General features: G+C 35.6%; 19 protein-coding genes and 1 pseudogene. 8 read left to right on the top strand and 12 right to left on the bottom strand.

Annotation, left to right across the window (positions count from 1 at the left end):
* Positions 1–21: 21 nt before the first annotated feature.
* Complete coding sequence (locus AC1Q8N_RS14700) at positions 22–189, bottom strand: hypothetical protein (protein WP_000783808.1); 168 nt, start codon at positions 187–189, stop codon at positions 22–24.
* A gap of 2 nt (positions 190–191) precedes the next feature.
* Complete coding sequence (locus tag AC1Q8N_RS14695) at positions 192–773, bottom strand: TetR/AcrR family transcriptional regulator (RefSeq protein ID WP_000164863.1); 582 nt, start codon at positions 771–773, stop codon at positions 192–194.
* Positions 774–929: 156 nt separating this feature from the next.
* Here AC1Q8N_RS14695 and AC1Q8N_RS14690 point away from each other — a divergent pair, with 156 nt between their 5' ends.
* Positions 930–1,082: a sporulation protein YjcZ gene (locus tag AC1Q8N_RS14690; RefSeq protein WP_075310498.1), complete on the top strand. Its 153-nt coding sequence runs from the start codon at positions 930–932 to the stop codon at positions 1,080–1,082.
* A gap of 39 nt (positions 1,083–1,121) precedes the next feature.
* Here AC1Q8N_RS14690 and ecsC read toward each other — a convergent pair whose 3' ends face one another.
* The 3 genes from ecsC to ecsA are packed head-to-tail and all read right to left on the bottom strand — an operon-like array spanning position 1,122 to position 3,790.
* The gene (gene ecsC, locus AC1Q8N_RS14685) at positions 1,122–1,829 is read right to left on the bottom strand and encodes an ecs operon protein EcsC (RefSeq protein ID WP_000634124.1); all 708 of its coding nucleotides are present in this window, start codon (positions 1,827–1,829) and stop codon (positions 1,122–1,124) included.
* Positions 1,830–1,842: 13 nt separating this feature from the next.
* Complete coding sequence (gene ecsB, locus AC1Q8N_RS14680) at positions 1,843–3,054, bottom strand: ABC transporter permease EcsB (protein ID WP_098079714.1); 1,212 nt, start codon at positions 3,052–3,054, stop codon at positions 1,843–1,845.
* Entirely contained in the window at positions 3,047–3,790 is a 744-nt protein-coding gene (gene ecsA / locus AC1Q8N_RS14675; RefSeq protein ID WP_071711167.1) for an ABC transporter ATP-binding protein EcsA, read from the bottom strand. The genes ecsB and ecsA overlap by 8 nt, the downstream gene beginning before the upstream one ends.
* A 559-nt stretch (positions 3,791–4,349) precedes the next feature.
* On the opposite strand from ecsA, the gene AC1Q8N_RS14670 reads away from it, so the two are divergent.
* The 3 genes from AC1Q8N_RS14670 to AC1Q8N_RS14660 all read left to right on the top strand — a co-directional run bounded on the left by AC1Q8N_RS14670 (position 4,350) and on the right by AC1Q8N_RS14660 (position 6,188).
* Positions 4,350–4,784, top strand: a complete 435-nt coding sequence (locus AC1Q8N_RS14670) for an HIT family protein (protein ID WP_001016839.1) — start codon at positions 4,350–4,352, stop codon at positions 4,782–4,784.
* A gap of 185 nt (positions 4,785–4,969) precedes the next feature.
* Positions 4,970–5,332, top strand: coding sequence for a YtxH domain-containing protein (locus tag AC1Q8N_RS14665; RefSeq protein ID WP_000030297.1), 363 nt, complete (start codon positions 4,970–4,972; stop codon positions 5,330–5,332).
* A 298-nt stretch (positions 5,333–5,630) separates the two neighbouring features.
* On the top strand, positions 5,631–6,188 hold the full coding sequence (locus AC1Q8N_RS14660) for an HTH-type transcriptional regulator Hpr (protein WP_000834920.1): 558 nt from the start codon (positions 5,631–5,633) through the stop codon (positions 6,186–6,188).
* 5 nt (positions 6,189–6,193) lie between these two features.
* On the opposite strand, the gene AC1Q8N_RS14655 is transcribed toward AC1Q8N_RS14660, so the two are convergent.
* On the bottom strand, positions 6,194–6,529 hold the full coding sequence (locus tag AC1Q8N_RS14655; protein ID WP_000383652.1) for a DUF1878 family protein: 336 nt from the start codon (positions 6,527–6,529) through the stop codon (positions 6,194–6,196).
* Between the two features lie 117 nt (positions 6,530–6,646).
* On the opposite strand from AC1Q8N_RS14655, the gene AC1Q8N_RS14650 reads away from it, so the two are divergent.
* On the top strand, positions 6,647–6,841 hold the full coding sequence (locus AC1Q8N_RS14650) for a hypothetical protein (protein WP_000172690.1): 195 nt from the start codon (positions 6,647–6,649) through the stop codon (positions 6,839–6,841).
* A 30-nt stretch (positions 6,842–6,871) separates the two neighbouring features.
* Here the strand turns inward: AC1Q8N_RS14650 and AC1Q8N_RS14645 are convergent, their stop codons facing one another.
* The gene (locus AC1Q8N_RS14645; RefSeq protein ID WP_002007073.1) at positions 6,872–6,985 is read right to left on the bottom strand and encodes a hypothetical protein; all 114 of its coding nucleotides are present in this window, start codon (positions 6,983–6,985) and stop codon (positions 6,872–6,874) included.
* Between the two features lie 280 nt (positions 6,986–7,265).
* Here AC1Q8N_RS14645 and prsA point away from each other — a divergent pair, with 280 nt between their 5' ends.
* The 3 genes from prsA to helD all read left to right on the top strand — a co-directional run bounded on the left by prsA (position 7,266) and on the right by helD (position 11,477).
* Positions 7,266–8,132, top strand: a complete 867-nt coding sequence (prsA, locus tag AC1Q8N_RS14640; RefSeq protein WP_098079716.1) for a peptidylprolyl isomerase PrsA — start codon at positions 7,266–7,268, stop codon at positions 8,130–8,132.
* A 128-nt stretch (positions 8,133–8,260) separates the two neighbouring features.
* On the top strand, positions 8,261–8,878 hold the full coding sequence (locus tag AC1Q8N_RS14635) for a hypothetical protein (RefSeq protein ID WP_098132263.1): 618 nt from the start codon (positions 8,261–8,263) through the stop codon (positions 8,876–8,878).
* A gap of 262 nt (positions 8,879–9,140) precedes the next feature.
* Positions 9,141–11,477 (top strand): RNA polymerase recycling motor HelD, encoded by a 2,337-nt coding sequence (gene helD / locus AC1Q8N_RS14630; protein ID WP_493521251.1) that lies wholly within the window; start codon positions 9,141–9,143, stop codon positions 11,475–11,477.
* 97 nt (positions 11,478–11,574) lie between these two features.
* Here the strand turns inward: helD and AC1Q8N_RS14625 are convergent.
* From AC1Q8N_RS14625 to AC1Q8N_RS14605, 5 genes and pseudogenes are all read right to left on the bottom strand, one after another.
* Positions 11,575–12,408, bottom strand: a pseudogene (locus tag AC1Q8N_RS14625) (Rpn family recombination-promoting nuclease/putative transposase); the annotation flags it as partial.
* A 29-nt stretch (positions 12,409–12,437) separates the two neighbouring features.
* Positions 12,438–13,709 carry an FtsW/RodA/SpoVE family cell cycle protein gene (locus AC1Q8N_RS14620; protein WP_098079722.1) on the bottom strand — a complete coding sequence of 424 codons (1,272 nt, stop codon included), beginning with the start codon at positions 13,707–13,709 and terminating at the stop codon, positions 12,438–12,440.
* Positions 13,710–13,716: 7 nt separating this feature from the next.
* The gene (locus AC1Q8N_RS14615; RefSeq protein ID WP_098079724.1) at positions 13,717–14,124 is read right to left on the bottom strand and encodes a PadR family transcriptional regulator; all 408 of its coding nucleotides are present in this window, start codon (positions 14,122–14,124) and stop codon (positions 13,717–13,719) included.
* A 4-nt stretch (positions 14,125–14,128) separates the two neighbouring features.
* Positions 14,129–14,662, bottom strand: a complete 534-nt coding sequence (locus tag AC1Q8N_RS14610; protein WP_493521250.1) for a sigma-70 family RNA polymerase sigma factor — start codon at positions 14,660–14,662, stop codon at positions 14,129–14,131.
* Positions 14,663–14,940: 278 nt separating this feature from the next.
* Positions 14,941–15,351, bottom strand: a complete 411-nt coding sequence (locus AC1Q8N_RS14605; protein ID WP_493521249.1) for a DUF2283 domain-containing protein — start codon at positions 15,349–15,351, stop codon at positions 14,941–14,943.
* Positions 15,352–15,357 lie beyond the last annotated feature (6 nt).

The following is a 15,357-nucleotide window of genomic DNA, read 5'->3' as shown; positions in this document are numbered from 1 at the left end:
AACTTTACATAAAATTGAAATTTAATCTTCTTTCTTCTCAGGAATAAAATATCCGAACCAAAGTAGCCAAATGAAGCCAATTAACTTCATCCAACTTCCATCTGCTTGAAAAGCTTCAATCATACCTGGTATTTTATAAATCCCAATAAATCCAAGAAAACCGAGCCACCAGTTTTTTTGCATTTTCATTTTTATTCCTCCTTCATTACGTTTTTCACATTTTGAATCCAAATTTCTTTATACTTTAACTGGAATCCCATCAGCATGTAATTACTCATATTATCGATTACGAGCGCTAACGTATGAGCATTTTCTTCCGTTGCATGTTGTGACACAACGTCAAGTTCTACACCTTTCTTCAATAAATCGTGGAAACCATTTAAGAAATCTTCTTGTATTTCAAATAAGCGTTTCTGATACTTTTCATTTCGCGCCGCAGTTACGATGAATTCATTTATAACACGTAATATTCCTTCTTGCCCTTCATACTCAGAGAGCATATGTAAACCATCGGCAATTAATTTTTCTGCAAAGTTTTCTTTCGTATATTGTTCTTTATTGAAATAACTTACGAAATGATACCCAGAAAAAATTTCTTCAAATAAAAAATCAACTAACGCTTCTTTAGAAGAAAAATGATAATAAATAGCCGGTTTTGAAATACCTACCTCTTTCGCGATCATGGAAAGGCTCATTTTCTCAATGCCGTGCTCTGCCATGAGTTTAAATGATGCCTCTACAATGTTTTGCGATGTTTGTAAATTCTTTGTCATACTGTACCTCACTTATTTTTACTTACCGGTCGGTAAGCAAATTATAAAATGAAACGAAATGATTTGCAAGTTAGTTAGAGTGACATAAGGGATTTATTGGTAAACACAGAAAAGTATAAAGTAAAAGCAACATATAACAATAAGGAGGATCTTCCTATGGGACTTGGCGGTAAAGGCGGTAGTGGTGGCACTGGTGGCGGTGAAGCTGGACAAGACGGTAAGAGCGTTAGTAGTGGGTATATAGTACTCATTGTGCTCTTTATCGTATTGATTGTAGTCGGAGTTGGCTATAACGGCATTAACTTCTAAAAAAAGCATCCTACATTACACATGTAGGATGCTTTCTTTCTAATTTCTATTAAGTATTCGCATACGATAACAATTCATCGTCACTTCTCCGAGCCTTTGCAGTAATTGATAGTTCGCATATGCGCCGACCGGGGCACCGATTATCGGTACGAGCTGAAGCATTTTTGCTAAATCGATATAGTCTCGGTACTCTGTTTGGAACTTTTCCCAGTCCATATGATTTTCTTCTTCTGTATCCCACGTTTCGATTGCTTTCCATATTTCTTTTCGGTGATCGTCACTTGAAAAGGCAAGCTGGAAAACGTGAAGGATAAAAAGGCGCTCTTCTTTATCGCTCGTATCAAATCCGTACAACGTTGCTGCATCGAATAAAAATTTAATTTTAATGCCGAGTAAGAGCGGAAAGTCAGCAAGGCCAAGGAGAATACCGCCAGCTCCCGTCCCTGCTCCTTCTGCCGCTGCTATTTTTTTGTACTCATCCATTTTTTTACGTACTTCGTCGTCTCTTCTTTGCAATGACCAATTCGTCTCTTTTAATTTCGGCTTTATAAAGTTTGATCCGGCACTAATCGTTTGCACCATCATCCGAATCGTTTCTGTTAATACTTTTTGCACTTTCGCCGGAATAAGCTGTTGTACTTTCGTCTGCACTTTCTTAGAGAAGCGTGTCATCATAGAAGAATCTTTCATGAATGTAGCTTTCCACTGCTCCAATTCTTTTATAACCTTCTCTTCGTATGTAATCATAGGTTCATTCCCTTCAATTTAAACGCTCAATACGTTTCGCCCCGTATTGATAAACGAAACCGATACTAAATACTATGCTTACGACTAGTAAAATTCCTGTCATCATGAAATCTTTCGTCGCAAGGGCGAATATAACTGTAAATACAACGCTGCCGGTAATAAGGATCGCATTTAATAAGACAAGAAAATCTTTCTTCTTCTCTTCTCCCCCTACCGGATACAAATCAAGCCAAATCTTCATGCGGTGATGTTTCCATAAAGTTAATAACTGATAACCGATTAAGTATAGGAAAATAAGGCTTACGATAAATCGTCCATATAAAAACGGAATGAAGTAAAGAATAACTCCTCCAAGAGCGAGCAAACGCACATATAAGCCGAAATAGTTACCAGATCGTAAAAACGTTCTCGTATATAAGTATAAATATGTACGCTTTTCGCCAATCATCGAAAGAATGAAATCAAGCCATTTTCTACGTGCTACTCTTTCTTTTAATGCAGGTACATCAACGAACATATTCGCGATGCGGTACAACAGCATCATCTTCTTACCTTCTTCAGAAATTAAGTACTCCCAGTTTAGCGGCTTTCCCTTCACCATTTGATGCAGTACTACAAGGTATAACACCATGAGAAGGACGATTCCGCCAACAAAAATAACGGAAGTACGCTCTACAAGGAAGTACACAAATAAACCGTTTAAAATAAAACGAATGAACCAATCAGCTCTTTGTATATTTTGATCTGTTAAAAATGATTTTTCCCATGCTACGAATAAGTTCCATGCTTTTACAATGACAAACGCGAGTACAATCCATATGTAAGCCGCTCCTGTTTGCTTCATTTGCTGGAAGTATAACGGGGCAAGCGCTGCCGCTACGATTGCGATTATGTATAACTGAATCATAAACGTAAAGAGAAATGCCTTTGTGAAGTACGGTTTTAACTTTTCTTCAACTGGCAGCAAGTAAACGAGATCTGCTTCTTTTAATAACGTTTGAATAGATCCGGCCGTTAATACGAGTCCGAGCAACACTGCCATAACGAGCGCCGCCGGAAACGAAGGTGTTAACGTTTGTAACCATTGCTGGTAATAATACGCTCCTGCGCCGATGATAAATACGAAAATAAATTTCAAATGATCATTAAATACGTATTTACTATATGTACGAACTTCTTTTAGAAAGTGACGAAATCGTTCTTTCCATAATGCTGTGCTATTCATAATCTTCTTCCTTCGTTAATGCAATATAAATATCATCTAACGTTGCACCTGGCATATTAAAATCGGATTGCAGTTCAGATAATGTTCCCTTCGCTCTTACTTCGCCTTGATGCAAAATAATAAACGAATCACAATAACGCTCTGCCGTCGCTAAAATATGTGTACTCATTAAAATACCTGCACCGCTCTTTTTCATTTGATCCATCATTTGAAGGAGTGATTGAATCGCTAACGGATCAAGCCCAACGAAAGGTTCGTCCACAATGTAAAGAGATGGTTCCACTAAAAAGGCACTCATAATCATTACTTTTTGTTTCATCCCTTTTGAGAAATGAGACGGAAACCATTTTAAACGATTTTTCATACGAAATTCTTGTAATAGTTGTCCTACACGTTCTTCATATTGTTTTTCATCGACACCGTACGCCATCGCTGTTAACTTCAAATGTTCTTCTAACGTTAGCTCATCATATAATACTGGTGTTTCTGGGATGAACGAAAAACTAGAACGGTACGCTGTCATATCGTCACGAATTGTTTTCCCATTAATTGTGACAGTTCCTTTTTTCGGTTCCATTAAACCGATAATATGTTTAATCGTCGTACTTTTACCCGCTCCATTTAAACCGATTAAGCCGACAAGTTCACCTTTATTCACAGAGAACGAAACATCTTTTAGTACAGGTCGTTTCGTATATCCTCCTGTAACATTTTCTACACGCAATAACTCGCTCATACGACACCACTTTCTTCATTTATATTCGTTCTATATTCATCTTACCAAAAATTACGCTGTACTACATAGTATCGATGCGTTCAAAAAAAATTTAAATTTGTTCGCATATATTTTTACGAAAGCGGACATCATAATTAGTGAAGAAGGAACACATTGAAAAAGCAACCACCTATTGATGAGTACAACAACATAGTGAAGTCATCATGAAATGGGGTGTCCATGTTGGACAAAGAAATTTACACATAACCAGATCATTTGTTTCATTTTAGAAACGGGGTGTCTCCGAAAGAGCATATACTGTTTTAAAAAATAAACAATTTCCTTTTATAAAGATTGCAATTCATTTCACTTGAAAATGGGGTGTCTACGGCAGAAACTTTAGCCGATTTACCGTGCATTTCTTAAATAAATGAGGTGTCTGCGAAACGTAAATTACGATAATGCTTTTTCAATCCCTCTTCAGAAAACAGGAAGCTGAGTCAGCTTCCTGTTTTTCGTGTTTGTTCTCTTATATAATTATGGTAAAATACGGCTAAGGCTACTTGAAAGGATGAGATCAATGAACCATACAGCGGACAATTGTATTTTTTGTAAAATTATTGACGGGCAAATCCCTTGCTCAAAAGTATACGAAGATGAACATGTGCTTGCATTTTTAGATATTAGTCAAGTAACAAAAGGACATACTCTTGTTATTCCAAAAGTTCACAAACAAGACATTTTTGCGTTAACGCCAGAAATCGCATCACACATTTTTTCTGTCGTTCCGAAAATCGCAAATGCGATTAAAGCAGAGTTTAATCCAGTTGGCTTTAACCTACTTAACAATAACGGTGAAAAAGCTGGACAAACTGTGTTCCACTTCCACCTTCATTTAATTCCACGCTACGGTGAAAACGATGGTTTCGGTGCTGTTTGGAAATCACATCAAAATGAATACACAATGGAAAATTTACAGAACATCGCAAGTACAATTGCAAATAGTGTGGAATAGTGACACTATAATAAGAAGTAATACATAACAAGCCACTTTCCTAAAGTGATTACATATTGCATGGCTTGTTTCTCCATTCAAGATGCTGGGGACTGTGCACTGCACACTTTTCTTTCCCTTGTCTTAAAGATATGCATATTTTTTCACATCATGAATACGAACAAAAAATAAGGAGGTTTCCTTTTATGTCAAAAGCTAAATCCTTTATTACAGGTGTCATTTGCGGCGGAGCAGTTGCTGGATTAGCCGTTCTTTTCTCTACTCCTTCTTCTGGTAAAGCTATGCGCGGTAAGCTGAAAGAAAAAGGAACTGATATTAAAAAGACTTTAGCTGATATTACAGCTGATACAAAATTATTAAAACGTCAAATCGTTGAAACTGCTTCGGAAGGTAAAGAAGTGTTTCAAGAATTAAAAGAAGATATGCAAGACACGCTTTCTAACTGGAAGCAAGATATTTCTCAAAACAAACGACATATTGAGCAAGAAATTTTGGACATTCAAAAATCCATTGAGAAACTACAAGAAGCTGTTCCGGAAAAAGCGTAAACAAATTCCTGCTTAGTTTTTTGCATATAACAAATATTTTTTATATAAATTGACCTTAACACGGCATATCACATAGATATGCCGTGTTTTTATGCATTTACAATATATGTTATCACTTAACATGTAAGGACAACACATGTATTCACGACTCATAAAACGCTTCCATAGTTATGCATGATTTGTATAGAATGTCATTTTTCCGAAAAATTTTCACAATTCTCACAAAAAGACTTTATTAATTTTTACTTTACTGGCATAATAGATAGTAATGAAAAAGAATGTTAAAGTGGGTGAGTAAATGAAAAGTGGAGAAAAAGATTACTCGGTAAAAGAAGCGATGATTTTCAGCCAACGCATTGCTCAATTATCGAAAGCGTTATGGAAATGTGTAGAGAAAGATTGGCAACAGTGGATTAAGCCTTACGATTTAAACATTAATGAGCATCATATTTTGTCAATCGCTTATCATTTAAAAGGGGCTTCTATTTCTGAGATTGCTAAGTTTGGAGTTATGCACGTATCAACGGCGTTTAACTTCTCGAAAAAGCTGGAAGAACGCGGCTATCTTGTATTCTCGAAAAAAGAAGATGATAAACGAAATACGTACATTGAGATTACAGACAAAGGGGAAGAATTACTACTTCGCTTAATGGAGGAGTATGATCCTGAAAATAACTCTGTATTTAATGGGGCTCTTGCACTTCGTAATTTCTATGGTAAGTTCCCAGAAAATATCGAACTTATCGCTATCTTGCGCAACATTTACGGACAAGACTTCATCGATATTTTTGAGAAATCATTAGAGAATATTGAGGAGAATTTTACGGAATCCGATCAGAAGTTAGTTAAGAAGTAATCTATTTATTGTTTCGCAATCATGCTTAAGAATTCATTCATAAGCGGCTTAAATAAACCTTGTTTTGCTAGCGCTTCCGCAGTTTCGTGTACTTCGAGCTGATGTGGAAGCGCTTTTTCAAATTGATCTAACAGCGCATCGAACAAAAGAAGCCCTTCTGCTTTCTCCACTACATATTGCTCGTTCAATATTTCACAAAGATTTAGTATACGTTCAATATCTTTTTTACGAGCTTTTTTCTTTATGATCAAAGAATAAAATGGACACTTTTCTTCATCAATCATTTTAAATAGTAGGTCTACGTAGTATTCAGCTTGTTCTAATCTTCTAACAACGTCCATTTTCTCCCTCTCTTTCTAACACAAAGTCTTCTATTTCTGAATTTTATAACACGAACAAAATATCGTATGATACAATATATAAAGTATATGTATTTTACCAAAAGGAGGTCTCGCCTCATGACACTTATAACAGTTGTTTTTGTCGCATTCGCACTTCTTGTTATATTTTACACGAATTTCATGACACATACACTGTGTGAACGAAAACAAATAGCTGCGAGCCGCCAACCCGGTGTCTTTCGGGTTATTAATGTATGTATAACAATTTTATTAATTTCTAGTTATATAGAAATTATATTTCATGGAAAGTGAGGAAGGAAGCCCCTTCCTCACTTTTTTCCTCTATAAGCAAATTATACCTACTATAACCAATAAAATAAACAGTACAAGTAATAAAATAAGTTGAGAATTCATCCCCATCCCCTCCTCTTTTCTGTATATGCGGCATGCGCCCAATATGGAACACCTTCAAAATCTGACACGTACTGGTTAAATTTTCTTTATCAATATGAAATCGAGTCGAAATATGATATATTAAATTTTGTACATATTGCTTATACTATGAAATAAATGACACGCATCTTAACTTTATCCTCAAGCCTCGGTAAGCCCTGTTAAGCGCGCTTTACCAATATACAAAGCAAAAGTATCAGTGAGACTTAATCGGGCTCTTATGAACTAAAATTCATTGGTGTAGGATAAATTAAAAATACATAATAGTAGGAGTGTTTATCGAATGAAGAAAGCTATGCTTGCCTTAGCCGCAACAAGTGTAATCGCATTATCAGCATGTGGAACAGGATCATCATCAGACAAAATCGTTACATCTAAAGCTGGTGACATTACAAAAGACGAGTTCTACAATCAAATGAAGACACAAGCTGGTAAACAAGTACTAAACAACATGGTTATGGAAAAAGTACTTATTAAAAACTACAAAGTTGAAGACAAAGAAGTAGACAAAAAGTTCGATGAAATGAAAAAACAATACGGTGATCAATTCGATACACTATTAAAACAACAAGGTATTAAAGAAGAAACTTTAAAAACTGGTGTGCGTGCTCAATTAGCGCAAGAAAAAGCTATCGAGAAAACAATCACTGATAAAGAATTAAAAGATAACTACAAGCCTCAAGTTAAGGCAAGCCACATTCTTGTAAAAGATGAAGCGACTGCTAAAAAGGTTAAAGAAGAACTTGGACAAGGTAAATCTTTCGAAGAGTTAGCGAAACAATACTCTGAAGATACTGGTTCAAAAGAAAAAGGTGGCGACTTAGGATTCTTCGAACATGGTAAAATGGTTAAAGAATTCGAAGATGCTGCTTATAAACTGAAAAAAGATGAAGTAAGCGAACCTGTAAAAACACAATTCGGTTACCACATCATTAAAGTTACAGACATTAAAGAGCCAGAAAAATCATTCGAGCAATCAAAAGCTGACCTGAAAAAAGAGTTAGTTGCGAAGAAAGCACAAGACGGCGAATTCATGAACGATCTTATGATGAAAGAAATCAAAAAAGCTGACGTAAAAGTTGACGATAAAGATTTAAAAGATCTTTTCGAAGAGAAAAAAACTGACGCTAAGAAAGACGAAAAGAAATAATGAATTGAAAAAAGCTTGGGCTTAGGCCCGAGCTTTTTTATTTTGCAATTTTTATCCTGCTATTTGCGAGCAACAGGATAAATGAATATGGTTTGGTAAGAATATACCTTAAAAAAAGGTGTGCGGAAATGAAAAAAATAATCTTTCCCTTCTTACTTATAATATTTTCTATTGGAACCGTTGAGAAAACCTCTGCTCATTCTACAAAATCAGTTAAAGATACATCAGAAGTCTTTGAACAGCAACAATTATCAGTAAAACAAGCAATTGAGTTGGCATCCCCCTCTGCACTTAAATGGAATAAAAAAGCTCAATTATTACAGGTAATTAATATAGACAAAGATAAACCCGAGAAGTCAATTGGGAGCAATGGTAAAAGAAAGTACTGGAACATTGATTTTGGAGTGCCAAATACTAACAAAATATTTTTAATCACAATCTACGAAGGAATAATTGTTGAAGCGCAGGATGTAACCCGAGATGGTGTTTCACCTTATTCTAGAGAAGAACTTATAAGATTAGAAGATGTTAACTACGATTCTCCTCAGTTACTTAAAAAAGCATTAAAAATAGGTGATATCCATCCCGGTAAAGATTGGGCAAAAGGTTATAATTTCATGCTAAAAAAAGACACTGAGATGAACATCCCTTTAATGTTAGTAATAGGTTGGAATAAAGAACAGACAAAAATGAAGGCTGCTGGTTTTCATGTAACAACCGGAGAATATATTCCACCAAAAAATTGATTTTTTGTTCTCCCCTTTTAACTAATAGATGCTAAAAATCGAACTGAAACAGACTATAATCTACAACAAAAAACCTTGATTCCATCACACATGGAACCAAGGTTTATCTTATTATCATTGATTAAATGAAAAAACTATGTTAAATTAGTACAGAAACACGTTTTCAAAAATATATAGAACGTATTTATCCGTATCTTAATTGTACACCAAAACACATCTTCAGTCAATCTCTATTTTTCACTTTTAAAGGAGTGCTTACCGTATGAACAAAAAACTTGATTTAGAGCAAAAACGATTGGATACCGTAATAGAAACGATTACGGAGCAAATTGATAAACTGGAAAACGAAACTGGCAGACGCCGGGCAGAAGTAATCAATATTCGTAAACACTTTTGGGATGACGTGAAAGTGAATACTGATACTTTCGATGATTACCTTGAAACAGTTATCAACTTAAGACAACAAGCTCAGTCACTAGCTGTCACACAAATTACCCATAAGCACACCTTTAATCGACTTGCCGCATTAAGACGTATGCATAAAGCACCTTATTTCGGACGAATTGATTTCAAAGAAGAAGGAGAATCTGCTGCGGATCAAATTTATATCGGCGTAGCTACACTTACTGATGCAAGCGGAGAAAACTTTCTTATATATGACTGGCGCGCACCTATTTCGAGTGTGTACTACGATTATCCACCAGGGCCAGCTGAATACAGTACACCAGGCGGCGTAATTCACGGTAATGTGGAGAAAAAATTACAATACATTATTCAAAATGGCGAGATTGATTCTATGTTCGATACGAGCCTTACAATTGGCGATGAAATTTTGCAACAAGCGCTCGGAAAAGGTACGAACAAACATATGCAAAGCATCGTCGCTACAATTCAGCGCGAGCAAAATGAAATTATCCGTCACGATGAAGGCCGACTACTTATCGTGCAAGGAGCTGCTGGTAGCGGGAAAACGTCAGCTGCATTGCAACGAATCGCCTACTTACTATATAAATATCGTGAATGGTTAAAAGCAGATCAAATTATTCTCTTCTCCCCTAACTCTATGTTCAATAGCTACGTTTCTAACGTACTACCTGAACTCGGCGAAGAAAATATGCAGCAAGTTACATTCCAAGAATATTTAAACCATAGACTCAGTAAGGCATTCGACGTTGAAGACCCTTATGAACAATTAGAATATATGTTAACTGAAACGAATAGCCCTACCTATAAAACGAGAAATGCTAGCATTCGCTTTAAAGCATCTACTCAATTTTTCGAAATGATTAGAGCGTACAGACAATCTCTTGAATCTTCAGGTATGCTATTTAGAGGAATGAAATTTAGAGGAAAGTTAATTGTTTCTGCTAAAGAAATTACAGAACAATTTTATAATACGGACTCCTCCCTCCGCTTCCATAATCGAATTGAAAAGTTAACGGATTGGCTAAATAAACAAATAGATGCAATTGAAAAAACAGAACTGAAAAAGCCTTGGGTAGAAGAAGAAATTGAATTACTTAGTAAAGATGAATACCAAAAGGCTTATAAATATTTACAGAAAAAAGGCGAGTTCGAAGACAACTCCTTTCATGATTATGAGAAAGAAACGAAAGTACTTGGACGTATGATTGTCCGTAAAAAATTGAAGCCACTTCGTAAAGGCGTTCAAACATTGCGCTTCATCAATTTCACAGGCATATATAAACAACTCTTCACAGATGCATCATGGGTTACTGGGGAAAAACCGAAAGAGTGGGATGACATTTGCTCATTAACAGTAAACATGCTTGATGAAGGAAAGCTATATTATGAGGATGCGACTCCATTTTTACTTTTAAAAGAATTAATTGAAGGCTTCCAAACGAACAGATCGATTAAACACGTACTCGTAGACGAAGCGCAAGATTACTCGCCGTTTCAGTTTGAGTTTTTAAAACGCCTCTTCCCTGCTGCAAGAATGACTGTACTCGGGGACTTTAACCAAGCGATATTTGCCCATGCGAGTGAAGCAGTGAATTTCAATACACTTACTAGCTTATACGGACCAGATGAAACGAACGGTATCAACTTAACTCGTAGCTATCGCTCAACAAAACCGATTATTGAATTTACACGTGCTCTCGTACCGGAAGGAGAGAACATTCACGCCTTTGAACGTGACGGCGAGAAACCTACAGTGACGAAAGTATCAAATGACAGCGAACTGCATGAACATATTACTGCCAAAGTTGCTGAACTACAAAAACAACAGCACAATACGATCGCAATTATATGTAAATCTGCAGCTGAAAGCGCCGCTGCCTACGAAGCACTTAGTCATATCGAGAATATTAAACTTGTGAAAAGTAACTCAGCCGAGTATGAGCAAGGCATTGTCGTGATTCCTGCTTACTTAGCAAAAGGTATCGAATTTGATGCTGTTATTATTTACAATGCTTCTAAAGATGTATACAGCGACGAGAGCGTTCGTAGATTGTTCTACACTGCTTGCACGCGTGCAATGCATGAATTGCAACTTTATAGCGTTGGCGAGGTTAGTCCTTTTATACTTGGGGCTGATGCGGAGAGTTTTGAGCTTATAATGAAAACACCTTGATAATTGAAGTGAGCCCCGAAAACGGGACACATATTAAAACACCTCCCGAATTCGCATATTAAGTATGCAAATTTAATGGAGGTGTTCTTTTTATCATTTAGACTTGTAAAATGCTTCGTATTTCTTCTAAACGTAAATTTGTAAACTTTGCAATATCTTCGATTGTCATTCCATTTTTATGCATTCCACGAATTAATTGAATCTTACCTTCTTCAATCCCCTCTTTCTTTCCTTCATTACGAGCATGAGCGAACTTTGCAGCTTCATCCATCAAAGCTTTCTCTCTTGCCTCATATGCTTGTCGGAAAGAAGAATCTTGACTCATACGCTCCCATTTATTCATCGCTTTTTGTAAAATCGGATCTTGGTTCATCGCAATGTCCTCCAATGTTTGGGTTAGTTGTTCATCCTCGTTTGCCGGAAGTAATAATAACCAACGAACAAACAAATCTTCCCAAGGATTTACTTGTTCATTCCGCCACTGTTGCATAAGTTTCGAAATCTCTACAATGTGAACTTCGATATCACTACTCAACATTTTATGTTGTTGTCGATTCCATAAAACTCCTGTTGTGTGGAATGCCTCGTATTCAGGAAACATAACGAAATTTAACAAATTGATTGTAATTGTTTTATGAAGAGAGCTGTATGGCATTCCCTTTTGAAGTTGAGATGTGTATAGCCTTCCCCAATAATATAAACTACGTTTAATCATATCATGATTATTATTGAGTTGTATTTCTACATTGACTTTTGTTCCTGTGTCTAATGTAGCTGAAATATCTAAGATAGATAACTTATCTTCTTCATGTTCCCTGTGTAAATGTGGATCTGCAAATTGTAACGAAACAATGGGTGATTCTAAAGAATCCTGTAACATCGCATTTAAAAAAGCAATTAAAATATCTTCATTTCCACTTGTGCCAAATAATGAATTTCATATACAACTTATAATAAGTATCAAGGTGTTTTTCTCATTCTAAACGACATATCTTTACGTCGATATACACTCAGCACAATCCCCATTATAAGCGCATGAAATACAGTCGGCGTTAATCCGTAGCTAATAAAAGGTAAGGATATAGCAGCATGCGGCAATAATCCTAGTATCATTCCAACATTATAAATGAACTGGAATACAAAAAGAGTCACTCCACCAACAAGTAGCAATTTACCATACCGATCATTTATTTTATAAGATATGACTACTAATCTTGCTGCAAAAAGAGAAAGAACGAAGACAAGAATGAGCGCAAGCCAATACCCATAATAGTAAGTCAAACTTGCAAACACAAAATCAGTATCCGCAGCAGGGATGAACTTTGTATCTCCAGCTGTACCAAACCAACCTGCTGACGACATTACCTCTTTTAAACGTATATACATAAACCCTGCGCCATGTGCATCACGCTCTGGATTTATATACCCTAAAAATCTCTCCAAGTAATATCTTTTTGCTGAGACCATGGAAAAGGATACCTTAATAATAAATAAACAAATGGGTACAACCGTAATAATCAATGCCTTTTTCTTTCCTAACTTACTCCACCAAAGCATAACGAATACCATCGTGATATAAATAAAAATTGTTGAAATATCTGATCCAAATAAAAATAAATACAAAGAAAATAAATATAAAGCCACAAAGTATCTAACTTTCAACCTACTATTATTGAAAAAAGAAGCCCAAGCTAGAAAAAAGAACGGCAATACCATTAAACGACCAATTGCAACGGGACCAATTTTTATTAACGGTTCTCCATTCACGTAAGCACTCGGAAAACAATTTAATATTAACAAAATAAGTGCACCAATTGTATAAAATAGCCATCCTAATCTTTCTAATTTCCGATAATCAGTCAGCATCATAACTACAACTGTTACAATACCGAGAATAACAGATATCACTTTATTCATTAGTAAATCATTCATATATCCAAAAGCTATAACCGGTAAAAACCCTAACCCCATAGCAGCCACTAATAAAATAAGTAAGAACCAATCCACCTTTGGCTTATGCAGTTTATTAAGCTCCTGCCCTAGTTTAATTGGACTTCCCATTTGTTCCACAGCTTTATTTTCAGCAACTTCCTCACTTAAACCTTTTTCTGTCCATGTGTTCTTCGCCTGTTTTAAGTGAAACTCTAGTTCAGTTGCTACAAAGCTCTTTGCTTCTTTTGATTTAATATGATTCGTAACTTCGCTTACAAAACGCTCCCCTTTTTTATTCAATTTCGCCTCACTCCTGTACTAAGCCTTTTAATATAAATTGTACCTTCGTAGCATTTTTTTCTGCCTTTCGCAGCATCTTTCTTCCTTTATCATTTAGTTGATAATATTTCGCTCCTTCATGATCCCAACTTGAGTGGATAAAACGATTCTGTTCTAGACGATGTAATACGGTATATAAAAACCCTTCATTTCCTTCGAATTTTCGAATCCCTCTCCCTCTTAGTAGCTGTGACAATTCGTATCCTGTTTTTTCATTACTGAGGAGTTGTAAAATCGCTAAAGAGATGTCCTCTTCTTTTTCGTTTGACGCATTGATTTTTTCGCGCACCTGCTTTCGATGTTGATCAGAAAAACTCAAATGTTTAAACGTTGTATTCTCCATTGATTTTCGCAGGCCTTTTAATCGATCTTCCATTTGATTATTCCTCCAATCCTTTCTTCAAAAGCTCCTTCGCTTTTTTCAGTCTCGTTTTTATTGTGTTTTCTTTCACGTCTATTACAATAGCAATTTCTTTAATTGTTAGTTCTTCATAATAAAATAGATAAATGACTTCTCGATATTTTATCGGTAAACTCATCACTGCAGAAGCGAGCTCACGGTCCTCCGCATTTTGAATGACAATTTGTTCGACACTATCATTTTGAACCCCAATATAAGCAGATTCATCCTCTGCCACGATCACCTTTTTGTTATACCAACTCTTTATATAGTCCTTACATTGATTAATCGCAATTCTCCATAACCACGTTTTCACATTCGACTTCCCTTTGTATGTATGAAGAGATTTATAACATTTCACAAATATATCTTGCGTTACATCCTCAGCAACCTCTTTATTATTCACATATGAATACACAAGTTGTAAGACTTCTTGTCCATACTTGTTCATGATTTCATCGATAAGGAGTTCCTTATCTTCTATTTCAAACGCTTCTACCGTTAATTCATCCACATCATTTCCTCCTTCCCATATATTAGACGACGCACTGTATGGAAAAGTTTTATAAATTCATAAAAAAATACGGATGGCAATAATATTTTTATAAAACACTTTCCAGCTACTTACATATAATAAACCGAATAGTCGTTATAATACATTTACTTAAAGAGCGCCTCTCTCCCAAGGCGCTCTTTAAGTTTGTGATAAGGATTTTTATAGTCAAGATTCCCCTCAGCTCTAAAGACCGCTAAATGAAAAAGAGAACCCATTTAATCGAGTCCTCCTTCTTCCTAACGCTCACTTAAAGAATCTAATATTTCATGGCCATACAAAGAGGGCTTCATAATATCAAAACCAATAAAGTCTTCATACTGCTTATCTGAAAAATAAAATACAACATTTTGAAATAACACTTTTTGCAAATAATTATCCTGAGAAACTCTAAATGAATATATGTATGCATTATCGTTTGAAGCTTTCTTTATATATATTTTACTCCTATTTGTTAATTCTTTTAATTTATGAGCATTTTCTCCAAAAAACTCAATCCCCACTATACGATCAAATTGATCTATATCTAAATTTAGTTTTGGATTTTCTTCCAATTCTTCAGTCGATTCAATCTCAATTTCTGAAGTGAATGGAATTACATACAGATATGCCATCTGGATTTCAGAATCATACGTAATTAATTTTTTCATGCTGCA

It is taken from the genome of Bacillus sp. GW823-FHT06B01 (genome assembly GCF_058952315.1).
Note: the sequence above shows the minus strand (reverse complement) of the source record. Positions and strands in the feature narration are given on the sequence as shown.

Excerpts from the sequence above, each read along its gene's own strand:
- AC1Q8N_RS14650 (WP_000172690.1), top strand. The coding sequence starts at position 6,647 with ATGACACTTATAACAGTTGTTTTTGTCGCATTCGCACTTCTTGTTATA.
- prsA (WP_098079716.1), top strand. The coding sequence starts at position 7,266 with ATGAAGAAAGCTATGCTTGCCTTAGCCGCAACAAGTGTAATCGCATTA.
- helD (WP_493521251.1), top strand. The coding sequence starts at position 9,141 with ATGAACAAAAAACTTGATTTAGAGCAAAAACGATTGGATACCGTAATA.
- AC1Q8N_RS14695 (WP_000164863.1), bottom strand. The coding sequence starts at position 773 with ATGACAAAGAATTTACAAACATCGCAAAACATTGTAGAGGCATCATTT.
- ecsC (WP_000634124.1), bottom strand. The coding sequence starts at position 1,829 with ATGATTACATACGAAGAGAAGGTTATAAAAGAATTGGAGCAGTGGAAA.
- AC1Q8N_RS14670 (WP_001016839.1), top strand. The coding sequence starts at position 4,350 with ATGAACCATACAGCGGACAATTGTATTTTTTGTAAAATTATTGACGGG.
- AC1Q8N_RS14700 (WP_000783808.1), bottom strand. The coding sequence starts at position 189 with ATGAAAATGCAAAAAAACTGGTGGCTCGGTTTTCTTGGATTTATTGGG.
- AC1Q8N_RS14655 (WP_000383652.1), bottom strand. The coding sequence starts at position 6,529 with ATGGACGTTGTTAGAAGATTAGAACAAGCTGAATACTACGTAGACCTA.
- AC1Q8N_RS14635 (WP_098132263.1), top strand. The coding sequence starts at position 8,261 with ATGAAAAAAATAATCTTTCCCTTCTTACTTATAATATTTTCTATTGGA.
- ecsB (WP_098079714.1), bottom strand. The coding sequence starts at position 3,054 with ATGAATAGCACAGCATTATGGAAAGAACGATTTCGTCACTTTCTAAAA.
- AC1Q8N_RS14665 (WP_000030297.1), top strand. The coding sequence starts at position 4,970 with ATGTCAAAAGCTAAATCCTTTATTACAGGTGTCATTTGCGGCGGAGCA.
- ecsA (WP_071711167.1), bottom strand. The coding sequence starts at position 3,790 with ATGAGCGAGTTATTGCGTGTAGAAAATGTTACAGGAGGATATACGAAA.
- AC1Q8N_RS14615 (WP_098079724.1), bottom strand. The coding sequence starts at position 14,124 with ATGGAAGATCGATTAAAAGGCCTGCGAAAATCAATGGAGAATACAACG.
- AC1Q8N_RS14605 (WP_493521249.1), bottom strand. The coding sequence starts at position 15,351 with ATGAAAAAATTAATTACGTATGATTCTGAAATCCAGATGGCATATCTG.
- AC1Q8N_RS14660 (WP_000834920.1), top strand. The coding sequence starts at position 5,631 with ATGAAAAGTGGAGAAAAAGATTACTCGGTAAAAGAAGCGATGATTTTC.
- AC1Q8N_RS14690 (WP_075310498.1), top strand. The coding sequence starts at position 930 with ATGGGACTTGGCGGTAAAGGCGGTAGTGGTGGCACTGGTGGCGGTGAA.